A 17,684-nucleotide genomic window follows, 5' to 3' on the forward strand; every position below is an offset into this window, starting at 1 on the left:
TCAAGCAAGCACTATCACTCTAGCCACATTGTTAGTTGGAGATACTACTACCGGTGGAACTTTTACCGTAAACGGAACACCTGCTACAACTTTTGATCCTGCAACTATGGGCGTAGGTACTTATGAAGTAACCTACACTGTGAATGGTGATGAATTGGAATGTGTGACTGGAATGGACTCTACTACTTTTGTTATTGAAGTTACTGAAGGTTCAACGACAGTAGCAACAATTGAACGCACTTACTGTATCTCTGAAGTTCTTGAACTAATCGAGAATCCTGATAATGCTGTTTCTCTCTTCAATGATCTTTTAGAGGAAGAAGGTAATGTTGATTTAACTGGTGAATTTACACCAGATGTAGAATTAGTAGCCGCACAAATAGCCGCCTACCTTGCAAATCCAGCAACTCCTTCTCAGGTTTTTGAAACCACTTATACTGTTTCTAACGGAGGTTGTGAATCGTCTACAAATATTGAAGTAACAATCATAGACGAAATTGCCGCTGAATTAACAGAAGTAGACGATCCTGCCCCAATTTGTCAAAATGCGGGTGTTCAGGATTTAACCGATTTTATTGGTGACAACCCCGATTTCGGAGTATTTGAAGGATATGAGGATGGAACATTTAATCCTGGAACAATGGGACCAGGTGAATATGAAATTACTTATTCTTTGGATGAAGAAGAACTATCCTGTGTTACAGGTTCTGCCGAAATCACCTTTACGCTTACTGTACAGGATGTTGCTTATGCAGGAATAGACAATGTATATACGGTGTGTCAGAATGCAGGAAGCCAAAATCTTTTCTCCAGATTAGATGATGACACTGTAGACATGAATGGAGAATGGACCTACAACGGAGTTATTGTTGAAGAAGGAATAGTAGACCCTTCCCAATTCGATGCAGGAATCTATGAATTCATTTACACCGTTCCGGCAAGAAACGAATGTGGTAATGACACCTCATCGCTTTTCTTAACTATAAGAGCTGTTCCTTCTGCAGGGCCAGATCCAGATGAAGACCTTATGGTTTGTCAGAATGAAGAAACTCAGGATCTGTTTAACCTACTGGGACAAGAAGCAAATATGGGTGGAAGGTTTACGCTTAATGGCAATACTATAGCTAATGGAATGATGGATCCGTCTCTATATGAACCAGATACTTATCTTGTCACTTACATTGTAAGCACAGGTGATGGAAACTGTTCAGACTCAGCTATCATCACAGTAGTAGTCCTGGAATCGGCTAACGCTGGCGCAGATATGGAAGTCCCAGTTTGTTCTAACGAAAGCCCCGTAAATCTTTTTGGAGAACTATCTGCAGATGCAGATATGGACGGTACATTCACTTTAGGTGAAGAAATTATTACTGAAGGACTTTTTGATCCTGCCATGTACGATGCAGACAGTTATGAGGTTATCTACTCTGTAGAATCTGATAATGAGCTTTGCGGAACAAGCACTTCTACAATGACAGTAAATGTGAACGTTGCTCCAGAAGCACCAACAGTAACAGATCTTACTTTCTGCGCCATAGAAGGTGCAACAGTTGCAAATCTGGATGTTAGTGGAGATAATATCACTTACTACTCAAACGTGGAATTAACAGACGAGTTAGAGCCTACAGATTTACTTGTAGAACAGCCTTACTACGTTACCGATATGAGTGCAGAAGGTGGATGTGTTTCTGAAGCGGCTATAATTATGGTTGCTATTAACGATGCTCCTACTCCAACAATAGACCAGTCTCAGCTTGAGCTATGTGAGTTTGATGATAATACCCTGTTAGACCTGAATGCTGCTATTAATGAGCCGGGAGATATCAGATGGTACGCTTCTGAAGATGGAAGTGATGCTTTAAGCCTGAATACTCCACTGGAAGATGGTGCTACATACTACGCAGCTCTATTTGATGATGTGACAGAGTGTGAAAGTTCACAAAGACTTGCATATACGGTACAGTTGGAAGATTGTCCTTTAATTTTTCCTGAAGGAATTTCACCAAATGATGACGGAAGAAACGATCTCTTTATCGTTGAAAACATTGAAGAAGAATATCCTAATTACAGCCTTGAGATATTTAATAGATGGGGTAACACTGTTTATAAAGGAAACGCCAGTACTCCCGAGTGGGACGGTACATCTACCGAATCTGAAAGCCTTGGCGATGATGTGTTACCTGTAGGAGTTTATTTCTATATCGTAGATTTTAACGATGGAACTACACCTCCAAGACAAGGAAAAATATACTTAAGTAGATAATCAGGATAAATACTAGACAGAAATGAAAAAAATAACAAAATATTTAATATTCGCAGGCATTATCCTTTTCTCTCTTAAGGGTATGTCTCAACAAGATCCGCTCTTCACTCAATACATGTATAACATGAGTGTGGTTAACCCGGCTTATGCTACCGACAATCCCGGTATGCTTAATCTAGGTGGGATTTACAGATCACAGTGGGTAGGAATTGACGGTGCACCAAGCACCGCCAATTTCTTCGCTCACACTCCGGTGAGTGACAGAATTGAATTAGGCTTAACTGTAGTTCATGATGAAATTGGGGGTTGGATAAAGGAAAACAATATAACCGCAGATTTCGCTTATGTTCTTCCTACAGGAGAAACCAGTAACCTCTCTTTTGGGGTGAAAGCCGGTTTATCCACATTTGATTCCAACACTGCAGGAATTATAGTAAATGATCAGGATGATCCAGCGTTTGAAAACATCAACGAGGTTTTTCCCGTTTTTGGGGTTGGAGCATTTTGGTTTGGCGATAATTATTACTTAGGATTATCTGCCCCAAACCTTTTTACTTCTAAACATTTAGAAAATGAACAGGGCCTTACGGCTTTGGGAGAAGAGAACATTCACTACTTCGCTACAGGGGGGTATGTTTTCGACGTAAGCGAGAATCTAAAATTAAAACCCGCTTTTATGGCCAGGGGGGTTGAAGGTGCTCCATTATCTGTTGATGTTACTGCAAATGTGCTCTTGTATGAGCGCCTGGAAGCAGGAATTGGTTACAGGTTTAACGAATCTGTTACCGGCCTGGTGAACTTTAAAATCACACCGCAACTTCGTGTAGGTTATGCGTACGATTACACCACTTCCAATTTAGGCAACTATAACGACGGCACCCATGAGATCATGATTTTATATGATTTTGATCTTTTCGGGCTTACCAAAGGATATGACAAATCACCCCGATTCTTCTAAAAACTGCATAACATGAAAAATATATATAGAACTATTTTATTAACATTAATAAGCATTTCTGCTTTCGGACAAAAATCTGAAATTAAGAAAGCTGATAAACTTTTTGTTCAGCGTGCATACGTTGATGCGGCAAATGCTTACGAAGATGTTGCTGACAAAAATCAGGAAGTGCTTCAAAATCTTGGAGACTCCTATTTTTATACGAATCAAATGCAGAATGCAGCTGAAGTTTACAAATTGTTATTTTTAAGGCATGAAGCAACTGTCGCCCCTGAATATGAATTCAGGTTTGCACATTCGCTTCGTGCTGCCGGACAAAATGATGAGGCAGATAAATACTTTGCATCCTATTATGACAGAGAAATAGCCTTTGAAGATTTTCAGGCAAGTACTGTAGATTCAAGTAATCTTTTCATCTATGAAACAACCATGTTGGCTACAGACAACAGTGCGTCTTCAGATTTTGGTATTTCTTATTTTGGGGAAGATCAGATTACATTTGCTTCAACCAGAAACACAGCCCGTCCAATTTATCCATGGAATAAAAAGCCAACTTTGGACCTTTATTCAGGAAATATTTCCGAAGAAGGGGAAATCAACAATGTTGTTCTTTTTTCTGATGCAATTAATACAGACGAGCACGAGAGTTCAGCAGCCTTTTCTCAGGATGGACAAACAGTTTACTTCGACCGTACTAACGAGAAAAGAGTTAAGGATACCAGCGGAATAAGAGTTGCAAATATTAGCATTCTCAGGTCTCAAATGATAAATGGAACATGGTCTGAACCCGAAAAACTTCCTTTTAGCAGCGAAGAATATTCCGTAGAACACCCTGCTTTAAGTCCTGATGGTTCGACACTTTTCTTTGCCAGCGACATGCCTGGAGGAGAGGGATCTTTTGACCTTTACAAAGTAGCTGTTAACGAAGATGGAACTTTTGGAACTCCGGAAAATCTTGGACCTGGAATTAATACGGAGCACAGAGAACAGTTTCCTTTTATAAGTGAAAACAACACGCTTTACTTCGCTTCAGATGGTCATTTAGGTTTCGGTAATCTCGACATTTACAAATCTGAAGGTGATTATAATGAAGCAGAGAACTTAGGGAATTCCCTTAACAGTGCTTACGATGATTTTGCTTTTATCATTAAGGAAGGCGAGAAAAATGGTTTCCTTGCTTCTAACCGAAGTGGAAACGACAACCTCTACTCGTTCACAAGAGCACAGTATATTAAGAAAACTGTAGAGATTGAAATTCCACATGAAGACAGAATCTATTTTGCGTTTGACAAATCCAATATTACTCCTGAATATCAGGAAGTACTGGATCAAATTATCGATATTCTTAAGAGTAGTGAAGCCACCGAAATTCAGATTGCTTCTCACGCAGATGCGAGAGGTACTGATGAATATAACATGGATCTTTCACAGAGAAGAGCTGAGTCTACTAAGAACTATCTGGTAGAACATGGTATAGCTGCCAGTGACATCAGCACCATAGGTTATGGTGAATCACGACCAGTAAACGATTGTACCGATGCTACCGGTTGTACTGAAGCAGAATATGCTCAAAACCGTAGAAGTGTTATTTCCTTCTCAACAATGGAAGAAGTTGTTGAGGAAGAGACTAAATAATGAAATTCTGAAGAATAAATCTTCAAAATTACAGATTTCCAATTACCAACCAATTAATTAAGAAGAGCCCCGGATTCGGGGCTTTTTTATTAGCCATTTGAAATTGCGTGAAAAACTGCAGGTCGATAATTGCCATTTTCAGGCACCTCCTCGAATAATCATTCCAGTCAGGTTTTTTTCTAGTAACAGTTAATATCATTAGATTATTAACTTCTCTTTCTTCGGAAGAATTCTTATGTAATTTTTGCTAAAAAAGATCATAAAACCTTTACTTGGCCATTTTTGGCTACAGAAAAACCATACTTCGATAATTGCCATTTTTTAGCAGTTGATTCAATCGGTATTCTCTGTCAAGAAGATCCAGATGCCAATGTTTCAAGTTTTTCTTACGTTTTTGAACAAGATTTAATTGTAGAAGATACTGCAGGTCGATATTCGCCATTTTCAGGCACTCTCCTTTTCAGCATAAATCCTTCAGTGTCAGAAGAAAAAAACTGAAAATTCTTAAGATTAAAAGAAGTTGACCATAAAAAATGGCAATTTTCGGCAAATATATGTGGCTCCTATTTCCTGAAGGATCTCAATTCCTTCTTAAGCTCTTCCATAGATTGCTGTAATTGCTGAAAGAGTCCGCTTTCTGAAGGATTGTCGAGATTAAAAGTCAGCTTACTGTTTACCTGCCAAAGTTCCTGAATGTCGTTCACCTTCACCTCCAAAGGCAAATACTCTTCATTTAATGAAATCAATAATAACTTAGAAGGATCAGGCAATTTTTGCAGTTTTTTGACCAGTACAGAATCGTAAAGAACCACAACATAGACCTTATTGTTGCTTGCTTCATCAATACCGCCTACCGCCTTAGCCATCACCCATTCTCCGGGTCTGTAATTAGGCAACATACTATCTCCTTCCACCTGAAAACCTCTGTAGGTGGCATTTCTGAATTCCGGCAACGGGATATCAAATGCCGGTAGCTGATTGTACCATTCCACATCCTGAACATTGTGAGGATAACCGGCTGCTGCCTTCTGGTTCACCATAAGGATATTCTCACTATCGGAGCTGTTCACAGTAATAACCTTTGGACTCACATCGCCCTTGGTAATTTGCAGGTACTTTTGACCGCTGTCTCCGAAAAGCCACAGCGGATTTACTCCAAATTGCCTTAAAAGTTCGGCAACTACTTTTCCGGAGAGTTTAGTACGTCCACGCTCAATATCGGCTGTAGAATTTTTTATTCCGAGGAGTTCAGCAAATTCAGATTGTGTAAAATTGTTCTCCTCTCTTACTTCCTTAAAATGCTTGATTTCAATTGTTGCAGGTGTTCCCATAGTACTGCTAATTTAGGAAATAATCCTAAACAATTTCTATTGTAGTGGAAATTTTCCCATTTCTTAAAATTATTATTAATCTTTTTTAATTTGAATTGGAATGACTTATCTTCTCTAAAAATAAAAACGCTTAATCGAAAAATTACTTAAAAATGAAAAAGGCCACAGCCCTACTTTTCTCTTTCTTTATCATGTTTCTGGCATTTTCCTGTGACACCGATATAGACGATGCCGATGTAAACTTTATCATACTGGATTTAAAGAGCAACGAGGATATTACTTTTACTAACCCCACTTTCACACTAAATTTGTATGGTGAAAACGACACGATAACGAACGCTACTGAAGTACTACTGGCAAGTCAAAACTATGAAGTAGAAGAGCTGCCTTCCCAAATAAGAATGGAAATCCCGGAAGATCCTTATGCTCCCATTCCAGACTTAACAGACAACAATAATGCTCGTTTTTATATGGAAATCGAATGGGACTCTGACAACAACGGACAACTATGCCAGGGGGACATTGATCTTAATTACGGTATTCAAAATGTAGAGCTTATCAACATTAACCGGCGCGATCCCCAGGAGATTATATTAACCAGGGTCCCGGAAACTGTACCTTGTGAGTAACTCACTACAGCTTTCTGAAGTTTAACAAAATTTCATTGGTTAAATAAGGGCATCATCTTTTCCTTTCAATAGATATTTTGCGCGCTGCACTTCAAAACAGGCCCGCATCAGTAATTTAAAATCACCGCCCTGCAGCGCTTCTGTTAAAGCTTCCATTTCGGGGATATAGCGACGTGCAAAATTACGATCGTTCTTAATGATATCCCGGGTATTGTCAATAACATCAGCAAGTTTAATGGTTTTGGCTTCGGCACTCATTTTTGACTGTCTTGCCACCTCTCTCTCCTTCCGTTTTTCCCGGTTAAGCTGCTTATAGTTCTCTTTTACATATTTATCTGTAAGCTCATGCACCAGTTTCGAAATCTCCCTCCCAAATTTACGTTCAATATCCTGTATGGAAACTGCGGTATCTTCTACCACATCATGAAGGTAAGCCGCACAAATCATTGCGGTAGTATGAGAAACTGCAGCAACAGTATTCGCTACGCGCCTGGGATGCTCAATATAAAGTTCTCCTGTGTACTTTCGTTTTTGATCTCCATGTGCTTTTCGTGCAAATTCCAATGCTTCTTCCTCCATGGCTTTGTTTTATTTTAATGTAACTCATTTTTAGGTTCTAAGCAAAAACCGATAGTTGGTATAGTCCTGAAATTCCATACTGCTATTACTTTATTTTTCTCAAAAATTACCATCTGAAAAAGATCCTGTACCGAATATAAAGTAACGTTAAATACTTTCCTTCAGCATATGCTTTTCGTAATTTAATAGAAATTAAAAGCAATCAACTCTTCCATCTCCCCATAATGTTGATTTGTTTAGCTGAAAAAGAAAATATTTAACTAAACTGAGAAAATTATGTTAGCAGTAAATTATCGCGGACCATTTCGTATCCGCGCCGACAAAAATCTACCCTATCCTGAAATTGAACATCCCGAAGATGCCATAGTAAAAGTACTACGCTCCTGTATTTGTGGGTCAGATCTTCATCTTTATCACGGGCTTGTTCCAGATACAAGAGTGGGAACAACGTTTGGCCATGAGTTTATAGGAGAAGTGGTAGAGACAGGATCATCTGTAGAAAATCTTAAAGTTGGGGACAAGGTGATGGTTCCTTTCAATATTGCCTGCGGAAAATGTGCATTTTGCAAGCAGGAGTTGTACGGCAATTGTCACGAAGCAAATCCGCAATCCACAGCCGCAGGGGGAATATTTGGGTATTCACATACCACCGGTGGTTATCATGGAGGGCAGGCAGAATATGTGCGTGTTCCTTATGCTGATTTTGGCCCCACTGTTATTCCTGAATGGATGGACCCAGATGATGCCGTTCTTTTAACAGATGTTGTTCCTACCGGCTATCAGGCTGCAGAAATGGGGGGTATCCAGGAAGGTGATACCGTTGTTGTTTTTGGTGCGGGCCCTATAGGAATTATGGCTGCAAAAAGCGCATGGTTATTTGGAGCAGGCCGTGTAATTGTAATTGACAAGCTGGATTACCGGCTGGAGTTTGTAAAGGAATATGCACAGTGCGAAGTTTTTAACTTTCAGGAACTGGAAGATCCGGTTGTATTTATTAAAAAACAAACGGACTCTTTGGGAGCCGATGTATGTATAGATGCAGTAGGCGCTGAAGCTGCAGGAAACAAAGTAAATTCGCTTATGGGAAGAAAGCTACTTCTTCAGGGCGGGTCTACAACCGCACTTCACTGGGCGATCAATTCAGTAAAAAAAGGAGGAATTGTTTCCATCGTAGGAGTTTACGGACCAGTAGATGCGCTTGTCCCCATTGGCAATGTGCTAAACAAGGGTATTACCATAAGAGCCAACCAGGCTTCAGTAAAAAGGTTATTGCCCAAAATGATAGAGCATGTGAAAAACGGTGTTTTGGATCCTAAGGCGATCATTACCCACCGCATACCTTTGGAAGAAGTGGCAGAAGGCTATCATATCTTTTCATCTAAACTTGATAATTGTATTAAACCGGTACTTATTCCACCTGCCGCCGGAATTTAAGCAAAAACAAGCCTAAACTATTAATTAAAAAAAATTGATTATGACTACAGATGAAACCAGTCCTGAAGATTTTAAAAACAAAAGGGGCGGAAATCACAGCCACATTGTAGGATGGGGAGTAGATATAGATCCTAAAAATGATCCCACTTACCCAATCAAGAAACGTACAGACGAAGAGATTAAAGGTTACTCCTGGGAGCGATCGGAACAACAACCAATAGATATAGAAGTGCTGCACTCGGTAGAGCGGCCTAATATAACGGCTGTTTTTGGTACCGCAGCACCTCCCCGTGGGCTTAGCGGAATGATTCGAAGGCATGCATTTAAGAAAAGTGAGTCCAGCTTAGGACGATGGGTACCCCTAATATTGGCAGATCGTATTGATATGGTTGAAGGAGTTCTAGATGACCTGAAACAAGGTCATATCCCTAATTTCTTTGCAGAACGCGGATTAAAATCTGAATGGAAATACAACCGTAAAAACTTTGTAATTAAAACAGCTACTGTCGCCGCTGTAGCTTCTGCTGCTTTAATATTGCTGTTCCGCAAGAGTAAGAAATAGGCACAGCATATAAAATAGAGGTTTAAAGGTTGAGGTTCTCTTGGAACTTCAACCTTTTATTGTTCAAAAAAATTCTTTTTAATATTGCTTGGCAAATGTTTGGCAAATCCGGGACAATAAACCAAAAAAAGCCTTGATAATTAGTCGATTATCAAGGCCTTGAGTACTCGTGACGGGACTTGAATATAACATATATATAAATTTTTAATTCCCTTGAAATATAGTAAAAAGCACTATAAAATATACTATATCAATGCTTTTCATATCACTTTGGAAAAGATAATGAGATATATTAAAATATAAAGAAATACAATTTTTGCGTACAACTAAGCGTCCAATTTTATATATTTGAAAAATCCAAATGATATTGAGTAATGGCAACTGTTTATTTTTTGTACCGGTCCCAGCGGGAAAAAGCTCCTCTAACTATACGCTTACAAGCCTTTGATGAGAATAATAAAAAATTCCAGTTTGCAGCAAAAACCCAGCTTGAAGTAACAAAAACTTACTGGGAAAAAGACAGAAGCAAAAAACGGAATGTTCCTGCATCTCTAAAGAAGCTTATCTCTGAAGTGAATAATAATCTTTCAGAAATTGAAAATTTTGTTATTTCGAAATTCAAAGAAGAAAGACCTGATCCCACTGAAAAGAATTGGCTACATGAAGCTATGGATAACTTCTATAATCCGACAAATGAAGATGAGAAAAGTGATATCATTACGGATTGTATTCAACAAGTTATAAATACTGCAGGAACAAGGGAAAATGCGCACAGAGGATTAGGACTATCTAAGAGCCGAATTAAATCTTACCAGAACCTTTTAAATATTTTCAGGAAATTTCAAGGGCGGAAAAAATATCGTGTTAAAGATGTGGACATAAATTTTGGAAAGAGATTTTTAGATTGGCTTTTGAACTCTCAAAACTATTCTGAAGGTTACGCTAGAAAAAAAATAGATGATCTAAAATCAGTTTGTGCGGATGCTGAGGTACATGGGATAGAAACAAGCTCACAATTAAAGAAAGTCAAAGGAGGTAAATCTAAAAATGATTTTATCATTTACTTAAATCCTTCGGAACTGGACCAGATCGCAAGAACTGAATTAAAAACTGAAGCTTTAGAGAATGTTAGAAAGTGGTTGTTACTAGGATGTAATCTGGGACAGAGAGGAGGAGATCTATTAAAACTTACTGAAGATAATTTCATTGTAAGAAACGGTCTAGAATTGATAGAACTAAAACAGCAAAAAACCGGTAAAAACGTAACCATCCCCGTGTTACCTACCACAAAAGAAATTCTTAAAGAAGGGCTACCTTATAAAATTGCTATTCAAAACTTCAATGACAACTTAAAGGAACTTTGCCATATTGCCGGAATTAATGAACATATACCAGGGGCGAAAGTCACAATGGTTGATGAACAAGGCAAAGAGATACCTAAGGATAAAACGGGGAAGTACATCAAAAAAGGTAAGAAGAGAAAAATAACAGGCAGTTTCCCAAAGTGTCAGTTAATTAGCTCACATGTTTGTCGCCGTAGCTTTGCCAGCAATAACTACGGCACCCTACCAACTCCTTTAATAATGCAAATAACGCAACATTCATCGGAAAAAATGCTCCTTCAATATATTGGAAAATCTGGCATGGATTACGCACAACAGATAGCAGATTTTTACGCCAAACAAATCCAGAAAGAAAAGAAGGATCCGGAAATGCATGTAATAAAAAATGCCGCAAACGAATAACGATGTCGGATCAAGAATTAATAAAGCAGCTGGAAAAATTAGAAGCCTTTGCCCAGGCAACAATAGATACTGCTACAGCAGTTAGGAAGGGACTTGAAGAGCGTGGTGGCGATTTAAGTCCCACCCGAAAGGGGAAAGCCAAAGATGCCGCAATGGCTGTTTTGAAAAATAGGAGAGTTCATATAAATTCCAAAAAAAGCTAAAAACTATGTTGCTGAAAAAATTAGAAATAAATCATTATATAATTGAGGAGTGGGATAATAAACTTAAAACAGCTGAAGAGCAGAGTATAAGTACGGGTAAATTTATAACGAAAGATAAAGCCTTAAGGCAACTACTAAGGGAAAATTTTCCCTCAGATATATCAGATGAAAGGTACAGTTCAAAATTACAGATTGTACGATAAATAAATAAAGTTTAAAAGTAATCAACTATGAAAACAACATCTACAATGCAAACAGCAGAAGTCTTAAGAAGCAAATCAGTAGCTCTAACGGAAATTAGGACAGAAGCTTTTAAAGTGACAAGTGACAACATGAATAACGGAAAATTAGGTGACGTAAAAATTGGTGACCTTTTATTAGGAGAAGAATTAACACCGGACCATTGGGAAAACAATCTGGCACCAAATAAATACGGATATGTAATTATTTCTAATGGTAATTCCTACCATAAAGATTTTATAAATTTTGATGCTGCCGCTAAGACATCTACGTGGAAAAGTCGAAATCCTGCCGCATCTGTACAGGATATTTCTTTAGATCTAAATGATGATTGCCAGATGTTTAAAATAATAAAGATCCAAGCCTGATAATTTTATAGTATTGATCCATTCAATGAGCCGGAATTTCGGCTCAGTGAACACATAAAAAACCCACTCAAATCGAGTGGGTTTTTCTTTTAAATACCTCTTTATGTTCTTTAATACCTCAAATTTCTCCTTTTTTAATTGAATATTCCACCGCCACAAGAAGATAAGTTCCTGAAATAAAGTTTTTTACCTGCGAAAAATCCCGCAGTTAAGCCTTTTACATTTGAAATATCAAAACAAATAATTCAGATAAAATGGGAAAGGCTTCTTTAGAATTTTTATCGAAAACAGATGTTGCGGAACTTCTGGGAGTAAGTAAAAAAACAATTTACAACTACACGACAAGTGGAATTTTAAAGGGTTACAAAATGGGTAGCCGTAAAGTTCTATACAAGAAAAACGAAGTAGAAGCCGCCTTAACTGAAATATCTCCAAAGTAATGGCAGGTAAAGATGAAATAGAAATTGCCTTAGTGCCAAAGAGCCAGATGGAAGAAATTCAGAAAAAGCTGGACACTCTAAACGAAGCTCTCCAAGATATCAGGCAGAATTGGCAACCAAAAGAACCGCCTGTTTACCTCAGTCGTAATGAGGTTGCGGCCATGCTAGGTATAACATTAGCAACACTTCACAGCTGGGATAAAAAAGGACTTCTCAAAAGATACTCCATACAGAATAGAGTATGGTACAAAAGAGATGAGGTAGAAGCCGCCTTAAAATAAACCTAAAAAAATTTAAGCAATGACAGTAGAGCAATTTAAAACAGAACATCCAGAAGTATTTAACCAGATTTTTACAGCTGGGGTAAAAGCAGGCCATCAACTTCAAACAGAAGCAAGACAGGGCATTTTACCAGAACCAGCGATAGATAAGCATCTGGGAAAATAGAAAATAAGTAATCACTTTTTTAATAATCAATAAATCATTTTAAAATGAAAAAAACCACAACTGCAATTACCGAAGAGGTAGCACTACCTGAATTAAGAGACTTTCTCAATCGTCATATAGTTGGAACTCCGCTACAGGATGAAGACATAAAAGAAGATCATGTTCCTTTGTTGAGAGCTACTATGGAAGGTCTTTTAACCCTTTCCGGCGAAAAGATTAAATATAAACTTGCTGAACCCATCATGTCAGAAGATGGGACTACCGTTATATTGGAAGAGGTTGACTTTAAGACCAGGATCAGGCCCAATGAATTAGCAAACCTTTCAAAAGGTTTAAATCTTAGTAAAGATTCTTTCCAGTATGCTTTGAAGTGTACGTCATTCATAATTTCTCAACCACAAGGATATTTAAACAAGATGGGGAAATTTGATTATACAGTTATCCAACAGTTAAGCGCGGCTTTTATGTAGGCTGGCCTGCAGGTGAGGACATTAACGCAATGATTAAAACTGTAGTTAATGAATATCATTGGTCACCCTTTACCATAAGAGAATTATACTGTGATGCACAAGATAGTTACGGCCTTGTGTACTGGTATAACCTCTGCAAGGAACTGCACCGTCAATTAAAAGAAAAAAAGTAAAAATGGCATCAACTATTAAAGTACCTACAGTTTTTACAGCGGTCGATAAAATGACCGCTGTAATTAGAGGTATGACAAATAACGTAAGCAAGTTCTCCCGAAATAGTATTTCTCACATTCAACGTTTTGATCAGAAGATTAACTCCACTTTTAATAAACTTGGACGTTTTACCCAAATTGGTTTGGGAGTGGGTCTGGCCGGTATTTTTACCATGGCCGGGCAAGCTAATCTGGATTATGAGAAAAGCCTTGCAAGCGTTTCTGCTATAACTGGAGCTACAGGAAAAGATCTTGCCCATTTGGAACGTATCTCCATGGATACGGCAAAAGCTACTTATAAAGCCGGAGCTGAGGTTCTTAAAGCTTATGAGCTTATAGGATCTGCTAAGCCGGACCTACTTCAAAATGCGGATGCATTAGATGCGGTAACCAGATCTGCAATTACATTAAGCAAAGCATCTGGAATGGATCTTACTTCATCAGCTGAAGCATTAACGGATGTAATGAACCAGTTCAATATAGACGCTTCAAAATCAAACGAGATTATTGATAAACTCGCAGCTGGATCTAAATACGGATCTGCTGCCATTCCCCTTATAAAAGATGCTATTTTAGGTTTTGGCGCTTCAGCAAAAGCCGCCAACGTGAATGTAAGCGAATCCGTTGCACTTGTTGAGGTTTTAGCATCTAAAGGAATAAAAGGCGCTGAATCTGGGACCAAGTTAAGAAACGTACTTACTAAAATGTCTACTATACAGGCGCTCCCACCGGAAGCAATAAAACAGCTAGACAAATTTGGAGTAAATACAGCATTGGTTGCGGATAAGACCGTGCCCTTTATTGACAGGCTCAAAGAACTTTCAAAAATAGCGGAAGATCCTTTGGCAATGGTTAAGATGTTCGGAACTGAAAATAAAGATGCCGCTCAAATTCTCCTACAGAATTTACCTGTATATGATGATCTGATTTCGAAGATAGGAGAGAGCGGAGTTGCTTACGAACAAGCGGCTAAGAATTCAAGCACTATGGCTTATTGGATTAATAGTGTAAAGAACAGATTTCTAGATTCAGTAACCGCTACGCAGTCAAATAATTCCGCTCTGGAAGGTACGAAAACAATTATGAAGTTTGTTGCCGACAACATGGAGTCTATTGTAGGTGTAGGTATATCTCTGATAGGAGTATTTGCCGTAATGAAAGCACTTACCTGGGGAGTTCAGGCCGCGACTTTTGCATATAACATTGTAATAGGTGTAAGCACTGCATTACAGAAGAAAAATATATTAGCCCTGAGAGGTAATGCTGTAGCTCTAAAAGCTTATGCAGGTGCACAGTGGCTTGTAAATGCCGCTACTGCAGCTAATCCTATAGGAGCTGTAATTCTGGCCATTGTAGCATTAGTGGCTATTGTTGCTGTAGCTATAGCATACTATGATGAGTGGGGAGCTATGCTTCTCATGTTATTAGGTCCTTTCGGATTCTTAATAAACTTAATTCAAAGCTTTAGGAAGCACTGGGATAGTATTAAAGAAGCTTTTAAAGATGGCGGTATAGTAGGAGGTTTAAAACGTATTGGGGCTGTTATTATCGATGCTCTTCTGGTTCCTATGGAGCAGTTTATTGGCTTGATTGGAAAAATACCGGGAGTTGGTGATATGGTTGCACCTGCACTCAAATTCATTGAGAACATGAGAGCAAATTTAAATCTGGATGCGAACGATCCTACTGATACAGATTCTTCTGCCGATTCTCCAAATGGAAAACCTGAGTTTATCCCTTCTTCTCAACAGCAGCACAATACTACTCAGGAAACTATAATGGAGAAAATAGGAAAAGGACAAATGGAAATATTTTTAAATGATCCTGGAAACATGGTAAAAGATGTTAAACAGTCGGACAACTTCGGGTTTCCATCATTAACAACTACACAAGGACAACGTTAATTAATTAATCAAAAGAAAACATGAGTACTATTCTAAAGAAAAAGAAAGTTTTTGAGCCACAATTTATTTACAAAAGTGAGAAGTGGATTAACAACAGGATTACAACCGGAAAAGAATCCGCTACACAAATGGAGGTTGTTTTAAATGAAGCTGAAAAGCTTTGTGATGATAAACCATTAGATGAAGGGGAAAAGAGAGTCATTCTTACTTCAGGTTGGGAAAAGCTGGCAGAGATCATTAAAAATAGATCCAGTTTCCCTAATGCCGACATTGAAACATTGCTAAAATTACAAGGGAAAGATTCTACTGCGGTAAAAGAAGCATTTAAAAATGCAAAATTCCGGAGCCGGTTAGATGAGTTTTCAATAAGTAAGGATAATAAAATTGCTTTAACAAAGGAAGCAATTCAGAAATACAATGAAATTGGCACTTACTACACGAGATCCGAAAAACAGAATATAGCTCTTAATGCAGCAAATAATATATGCGAATCATTAAACAGAGCTATAGAGGGCGGCATTATTGGCAGAGCTCCAATTCCGGTAGAGTTTAAAAATCTGCTGGACATAAAAAATCTTGATAGTGGAAAAGTGGGTTATCAACCCAATGTCGAAGCTATAAGCATGATTTAAACAGTCCGGTCATAACTGGTAAGGCCCTCGTAAATTATGCGGGGGCTTTGCTTTTAAACTTTATCCAAAAAAAGAGAGCCATGGCGGGCTCTCTAATTTGTCCAAATGTACTATTCCTGGCACCGGTATAAAACCGACTGTCAATTTACAAAAATTATTCTTTCTCTCCTACTGATGATTGACGGTGTGAAAATAAGGTGTGTTGGTACCAATTCGAGAGATTGGGAAAATAATCCTTTGCTGTCATTTTCCACTAAAGTAGATGAACAAACTGGAGAAATAAAAAGCGACACCAAAATAGCTTTTTACCGGGGCCTGTATTTCTTTCTTATTCCATCCACGATAAAAGACGAGGTGCATTGCATCCTTAGGGGATCCCTTCCAAAGTATTTTAACCATGGCCGGGATAATGCATTTGATTTTACATTCCAGATGCTGCGAGAATCTATATTTGATATTAAGAACCGGTTTAGCATAGATCCTAATACGGCTATTGTACAGCATTTCGAATATGGTGTGAACATCCACACCGAAAAAGCCCCACAAACGATAATTAGAGGTCTTAGAGCCTTCCAAAGTAACTGTTTTACATCTTTAAAGGTAGATGAGTTTTTTAATGGTAGGCAGCTAAACAAACAGGAGTATCAGTATAAGGTTTATGACAAAGGCTTGCAGCTTCGCAAAAAAGGTAAAAACTTTCTTAGAGTAGAGTTGGCAGTTAAAAGCCAGAAGAAGGCTAAAAGGTACGGTATTTCAGTTTTGGCAGATCTATGCAAGATGTCAAACCTTGAAAAAATTAAACCAGATCTATTGAAAGTTTGGGAGGAGATGATTTTTTATGATTCTGGAATGAAGTGGCGGCTAATGAATAAAAAGCAAAAGGAAAAAATGCTTTATTATTTAGATGCTACTAACTGGGAAAAGTTTACCAGAAAACAAAGGTTTAGAGCTAAGAATATTTTTGTTCAACTTCGAAAGGAATTCTGCAGCTCTACAACTCAGGAAGATCTGCTTCAGCAATTGATTATAAAATTAGAGGAATTAACAGCCGCAAAAGGGAACGCTTTACGCAAGTTACCAGAAGAAAATGAAACCCGTAAAAAGGAACGCTTTACGCGTTTAGATAAACCCGTAAAACGTGGACAAAATCAAACCCAGAATTCACCGGAAAAAAAGAAGGGGAAAAGCGTTAAAATGAAAAAGCCAAAATGTAAAACATGCGGTACCGATATTTCTCATAAGAGAGCAGGATCTATTTACTGCGGGAAGTTTTGCAACAATGTTCAACATGCCAAAAACCGCAAAAACCGCCGCCACCGGAGAAAAGCTATTGAATTAAAGAACCTGAACTACTTATTAAAATCCATAGAAGATAGTGAGCACAAGTTCAAAATCTTTTTTATCAGGCACAACAAGACTTACTTTTCCTTGTACCATCAGCACAATATATGTTTGATAAAAGAAGATATCCAGGTGGTTAAAAGAATGGAAGTGTACAGCGATGGTGATCTTACAACGCTCACATCCTACAGGGCCCGCAGATTATTAAAAGTTATTTCTCAATTGAATTATAAGACACAACGTAAAGCAAGCTGAATAAAAATTAAAAGACATGATATTGATTAGATTGAA

Annotated in this window: 19 protein-coding genes; 17 read left to right on the plus strand and 2 right to left on the minus strand. The window is 38.2% G+C overall.

All coding sequences use genetic code 11. From position 1 onward, the window contains the following. The 4 genes from RM545_RS12225 to RM545_RS12240 all read left to right on the plus strand — a co-directional run. On the plus strand, window positions 1-2,263 hold a 2,263-nt coding region (locus RM545_RS12225), incomplete at its 5' end, for a T9SS type B sorting domain-containing protein (RefSeq protein ID WP_311495568.1). Window positions 2,264-2,285: 22 nt separating this feature from the next. Continuing rightward, window positions 2,286-3,221, plus strand: a complete 936-nt coding sequence (locus RM545_RS12230; RefSeq protein ID WP_311495569.1) for a PorP/SprF family type IX secretion system membrane protein — start codon at window positions 2,286-2,288, stop codon at window positions 3,219-3,221. A 12-nt stretch (window positions 3,222-3,233) separates the two neighbouring features. Further along, window positions 3,234-4,856 (plus strand): OmpA family protein, encoded by a 1,623-nt coding sequence (locus RM545_RS12235; RefSeq protein ID WP_311495570.1) that lies wholly within the window; start codon window positions 3,234-3,236, stop codon window positions 4,854-4,856. A gap of 282 nt (window positions 4,857-5,138) precedes the next feature. Next, window positions 5,139-5,354 (plus strand): hypothetical protein, encoded by a 216-nt coding sequence (locus RM545_RS12240; RefSeq protein WP_311495571.1) that lies wholly within the window; start codon window positions 5,139-5,141, stop codon window positions 5,352-5,354. A gap of 65 nt (window positions 5,355-5,419) precedes the next feature. Here the strand turns inward: RM545_RS12240 and RM545_RS12245 are convergent, their stop codons facing one another. Further along, window positions 5,420-6,187 (minus strand): XRE family transcriptional regulator, encoded by a 768-nt coding sequence (locus tag RM545_RS12245; protein ID WP_311495572.1) that lies wholly within the window; start codon window positions 6,185-6,187, stop codon window positions 5,420-5,422. Between the two features lie 152 nt (window positions 6,188-6,339). Here RM545_RS12245 and RM545_RS12250 point away from each other — a divergent pair, with 152 nt between their 5' ends. Then, window positions 6,340-6,816 carry a hypothetical protein gene (locus RM545_RS12250; protein WP_311495573.1) on the plus strand — a complete coding sequence of 159 codons (477 nt, stop codon included), beginning with the start codon at window positions 6,340-6,342 and terminating at the stop codon, window positions 6,814-6,816. Window positions 6,817-6,855: 39 nt separating this feature from the next. On the opposite strand, the gene RM545_RS12255 is transcribed toward RM545_RS12250, so the two are convergent. Continuing rightward, window positions 6,856-7,395, minus strand: coding sequence for an HD domain-containing protein (locus RM545_RS12255; RefSeq protein ID WP_311495574.1), 540 nt, complete (start codon window positions 7,393-7,395; stop codon window positions 6,856-6,858). 276 nt (window positions 7,396-7,671) lie between these two features. Between RM545_RS12255 and RM545_RS12260 the strand changes: the two genes are divergently transcribed. From RM545_RS12260 to RM545_RS12315, 12 genes are all read left to right on the plus strand, one after another. Next, window positions 7,672-8,829 carry a zinc-dependent alcohol dehydrogenase gene (locus RM545_RS12260; RefSeq protein ID WP_311495575.1) on the plus strand — a complete coding sequence of 386 codons (1,158 nt, stop codon included), beginning with the start codon at window positions 7,672-7,674 and terminating at the stop codon, window positions 8,827-8,829. Between the two features lie 40 nt (window positions 8,830-8,869). Then, window positions 8,870-9,391: a hypothetical protein gene (locus RM545_RS12265; protein WP_311495576.1), complete on the plus strand. Its 522-nt coding sequence runs from the start codon at window positions 8,870-8,872 to the stop codon at window positions 9,389-9,391. A gap of 572 nt (window positions 9,392-9,963) precedes the next feature. Next, window positions 9,964-11,136, plus strand: a complete 1,173-nt coding sequence (locus RM545_RS12270; RefSeq protein WP_311495577.1) for a tyrosine-type recombinase/integrase — start codon at window positions 9,964-9,966, stop codon at window positions 11,134-11,136. Window positions 11,137-11,138: 2 nt separating this feature from the next. Continuing rightward, entirely contained in the window at window positions 11,139-11,339 is a 201-nt protein-coding gene (locus RM545_RS12275) for a hypothetical protein (protein ID WP_311495578.1), read from the plus strand. Between the two features lie 230 nt (window positions 11,340-11,569). Next, window positions 11,570-11,947: a hypothetical protein gene (locus tag RM545_RS12280; RefSeq protein WP_311495579.1), complete on the plus strand. Its 378-nt coding sequence runs from the start codon at window positions 11,570-11,572 to the stop codon at window positions 11,945-11,947. Between the two features lie 254 nt (window positions 11,948-12,201). Next, a complete protein-coding gene (locus RM545_RS12285) occupies window positions 12,202-12,387 on the plus strand; it encodes a helix-turn-helix transcriptional regulator (RefSeq protein ID WP_311495580.1) in 186 nt (61 codons plus the stop codon). Next, on the plus strand, window positions 12,387-12,668 hold the full coding sequence (locus tag RM545_RS12290) for a helix-turn-helix domain-containing protein (RefSeq protein WP_311495581.1): 282 nt from the start codon (window positions 12,387-12,389) through the stop codon (window positions 12,666-12,668). The genes RM545_RS12285 and RM545_RS12290 overlap by 1 nt, the downstream gene beginning before the upstream one ends. A gap of 19 nt (window positions 12,669-12,687) precedes the next feature. Continuing rightward, the gene (locus tag RM545_RS12295) at window positions 12,688-12,834 is read left to right on the plus strand and encodes a hypothetical protein (protein WP_311495582.1); all 147 of its coding nucleotides are present in this window, start codon (window positions 12,688-12,690) and stop codon (window positions 12,832-12,834) included. 44 nt (window positions 12,835-12,878) lie between these two features. Beyond that, on the plus strand, window positions 12,879-13,304 hold the full coding sequence (locus tag RM545_RS12300; RefSeq protein WP_311495583.1) for a hypothetical protein: 426 nt from the start codon (window positions 12,879-12,881) through the stop codon (window positions 13,302-13,304). A 175-nt stretch (window positions 13,305-13,479) separates the two neighbouring features. Then, entirely contained in the window at window positions 13,480-15,420 is a 1,941-nt protein-coding gene (locus RM545_RS12305; RefSeq protein ID WP_311495584.1) for a phage tail tape measure protein, read from the plus strand. Window positions 15,421-15,440: 20 nt separating this feature from the next. After that, a complete protein-coding gene (locus RM545_RS12310; RefSeq protein ID WP_311495585.1) occupies window positions 15,441-16,052 on the plus strand; it encodes a hypothetical protein in 612 nt (203 codons plus the stop codon). A 105-nt stretch (window positions 16,053-16,157) separates the two neighbouring features. After that, entirely contained in the window at window positions 16,158-17,648 is a 1,491-nt protein-coding gene (locus tag RM545_RS12315; protein WP_311495586.1) for a hypothetical protein, read from the plus strand. Window positions 17,649-17,684 lie beyond the last annotated feature (36 nt).

The organism is Autumnicola lenta, from assembly GCF_031846515.1.
In the GTDB taxonomy this organism is placed as follows: Bacteria; Bacteroidota; Bacteroidia; order Flavobacteriales; family Flavobacteriaceae; genus Autumnicola; species Autumnicola lenta.

What these genes read in the sequence shown, in the direction of transcription:
- RM545_RS12230 (WP_311495569.1), top strand. Translation starts at nt 2,286, where the DNA reads ATGAAAAAAATAACAAAATATTTAATATTCGCAGGCATTATCCTTTTC.
- RM545_RS12235 (WP_311495570.1), top strand. Translation starts at nt 3,234, where the DNA reads ATGAAAAATATATATAGAACTATTTTATTAACATTAATAAGCATTTCT.
- RM545_RS12245 (WP_311495572.1), bottom strand. Translation starts at nt 6,187, where the DNA reads ATGGGAACACCTGCAACAATTGAAATCAAGCATTTTAAGGAAGTAAGA.
- RM545_RS12250 (WP_311495573.1), top strand. Translation starts at nt 6,340, where the DNA reads ATGAAAAAGGCCACAGCCCTACTTTTCTCTTTCTTTATCATGTTTCTG.
- RM545_RS12255 (WP_311495574.1), bottom strand. Translation starts at nt 7,395, where the DNA reads ATGGAGGAAGAAGCATTGGAATTTGCACGAAAAGCACATGGAGATCAA.
- RM545_RS12260 (WP_311495575.1), top strand. Translation starts at nt 7,672, where the DNA reads ATGTTAGCAGTAAATTATCGCGGACCATTTCGTATCCGCGCCGACAAA.
- RM545_RS12265 (WP_311495576.1), top strand. Translation starts at nt 8,870, where the DNA reads ATGACTACAGATGAAACCAGTCCTGAAGATTTTAAAAACAAAAGGGGC.
- RM545_RS12275 (WP_311495578.1), top strand. Translation starts at nt 11,139, where the DNA reads ATGTCGGATCAAGAATTAATAAAGCAGCTGGAAAAATTAGAAGCCTTT.
- RM545_RS12280 (WP_311495579.1), top strand. Translation starts at nt 11,570, where the DNA reads ATGAAAACAACATCTACAATGCAAACAGCAGAAGTCTTAAGAAGCAAA.
- RM545_RS12285 (WP_311495580.1), top strand. Translation starts at nt 12,202, where the DNA reads ATGGGAAAGGCTTCTTTAGAATTTTTATCGAAAACAGATGTTGCGGAA.
- RM545_RS12290 (WP_311495581.1), top strand. Translation starts at nt 12,387, where the DNA reads ATGGCAGGTAAAGATGAAATAGAAATTGCCTTAGTGCCAAAGAGCCAG.
- RM545_RS12295 (WP_311495582.1), top strand. Translation starts at nt 12,688, where the DNA reads ATGACAGTAGAGCAATTTAAAACAGAACATCCAGAAGTATTTAACCAG.
- RM545_RS12300 (WP_311495583.1), top strand. Translation starts at nt 12,879, where the DNA reads ATGAAAAAAACCACAACTGCAATTACCGAAGAGGTAGCACTACCTGAA.
- RM545_RS12305 (WP_311495584.1), top strand. Translation starts at nt 13,480, where the DNA reads ATGGCATCAACTATTAAAGTACCTACAGTTTTTACAGCGGTCGATAAA.
- RM545_RS12310 (WP_311495585.1), top strand. Translation starts at nt 15,441, where the DNA reads ATGAGTACTATTCTAAAGAAAAAGAAAGTTTTTGAGCCACAATTTATT.
- RM545_RS12315 (WP_311495586.1), top strand. Translation starts at nt 16,158, where the DNA reads ATGTACTATTCCTGGCACCGGTATAAAACCGACTGTCAATTTACAAAA.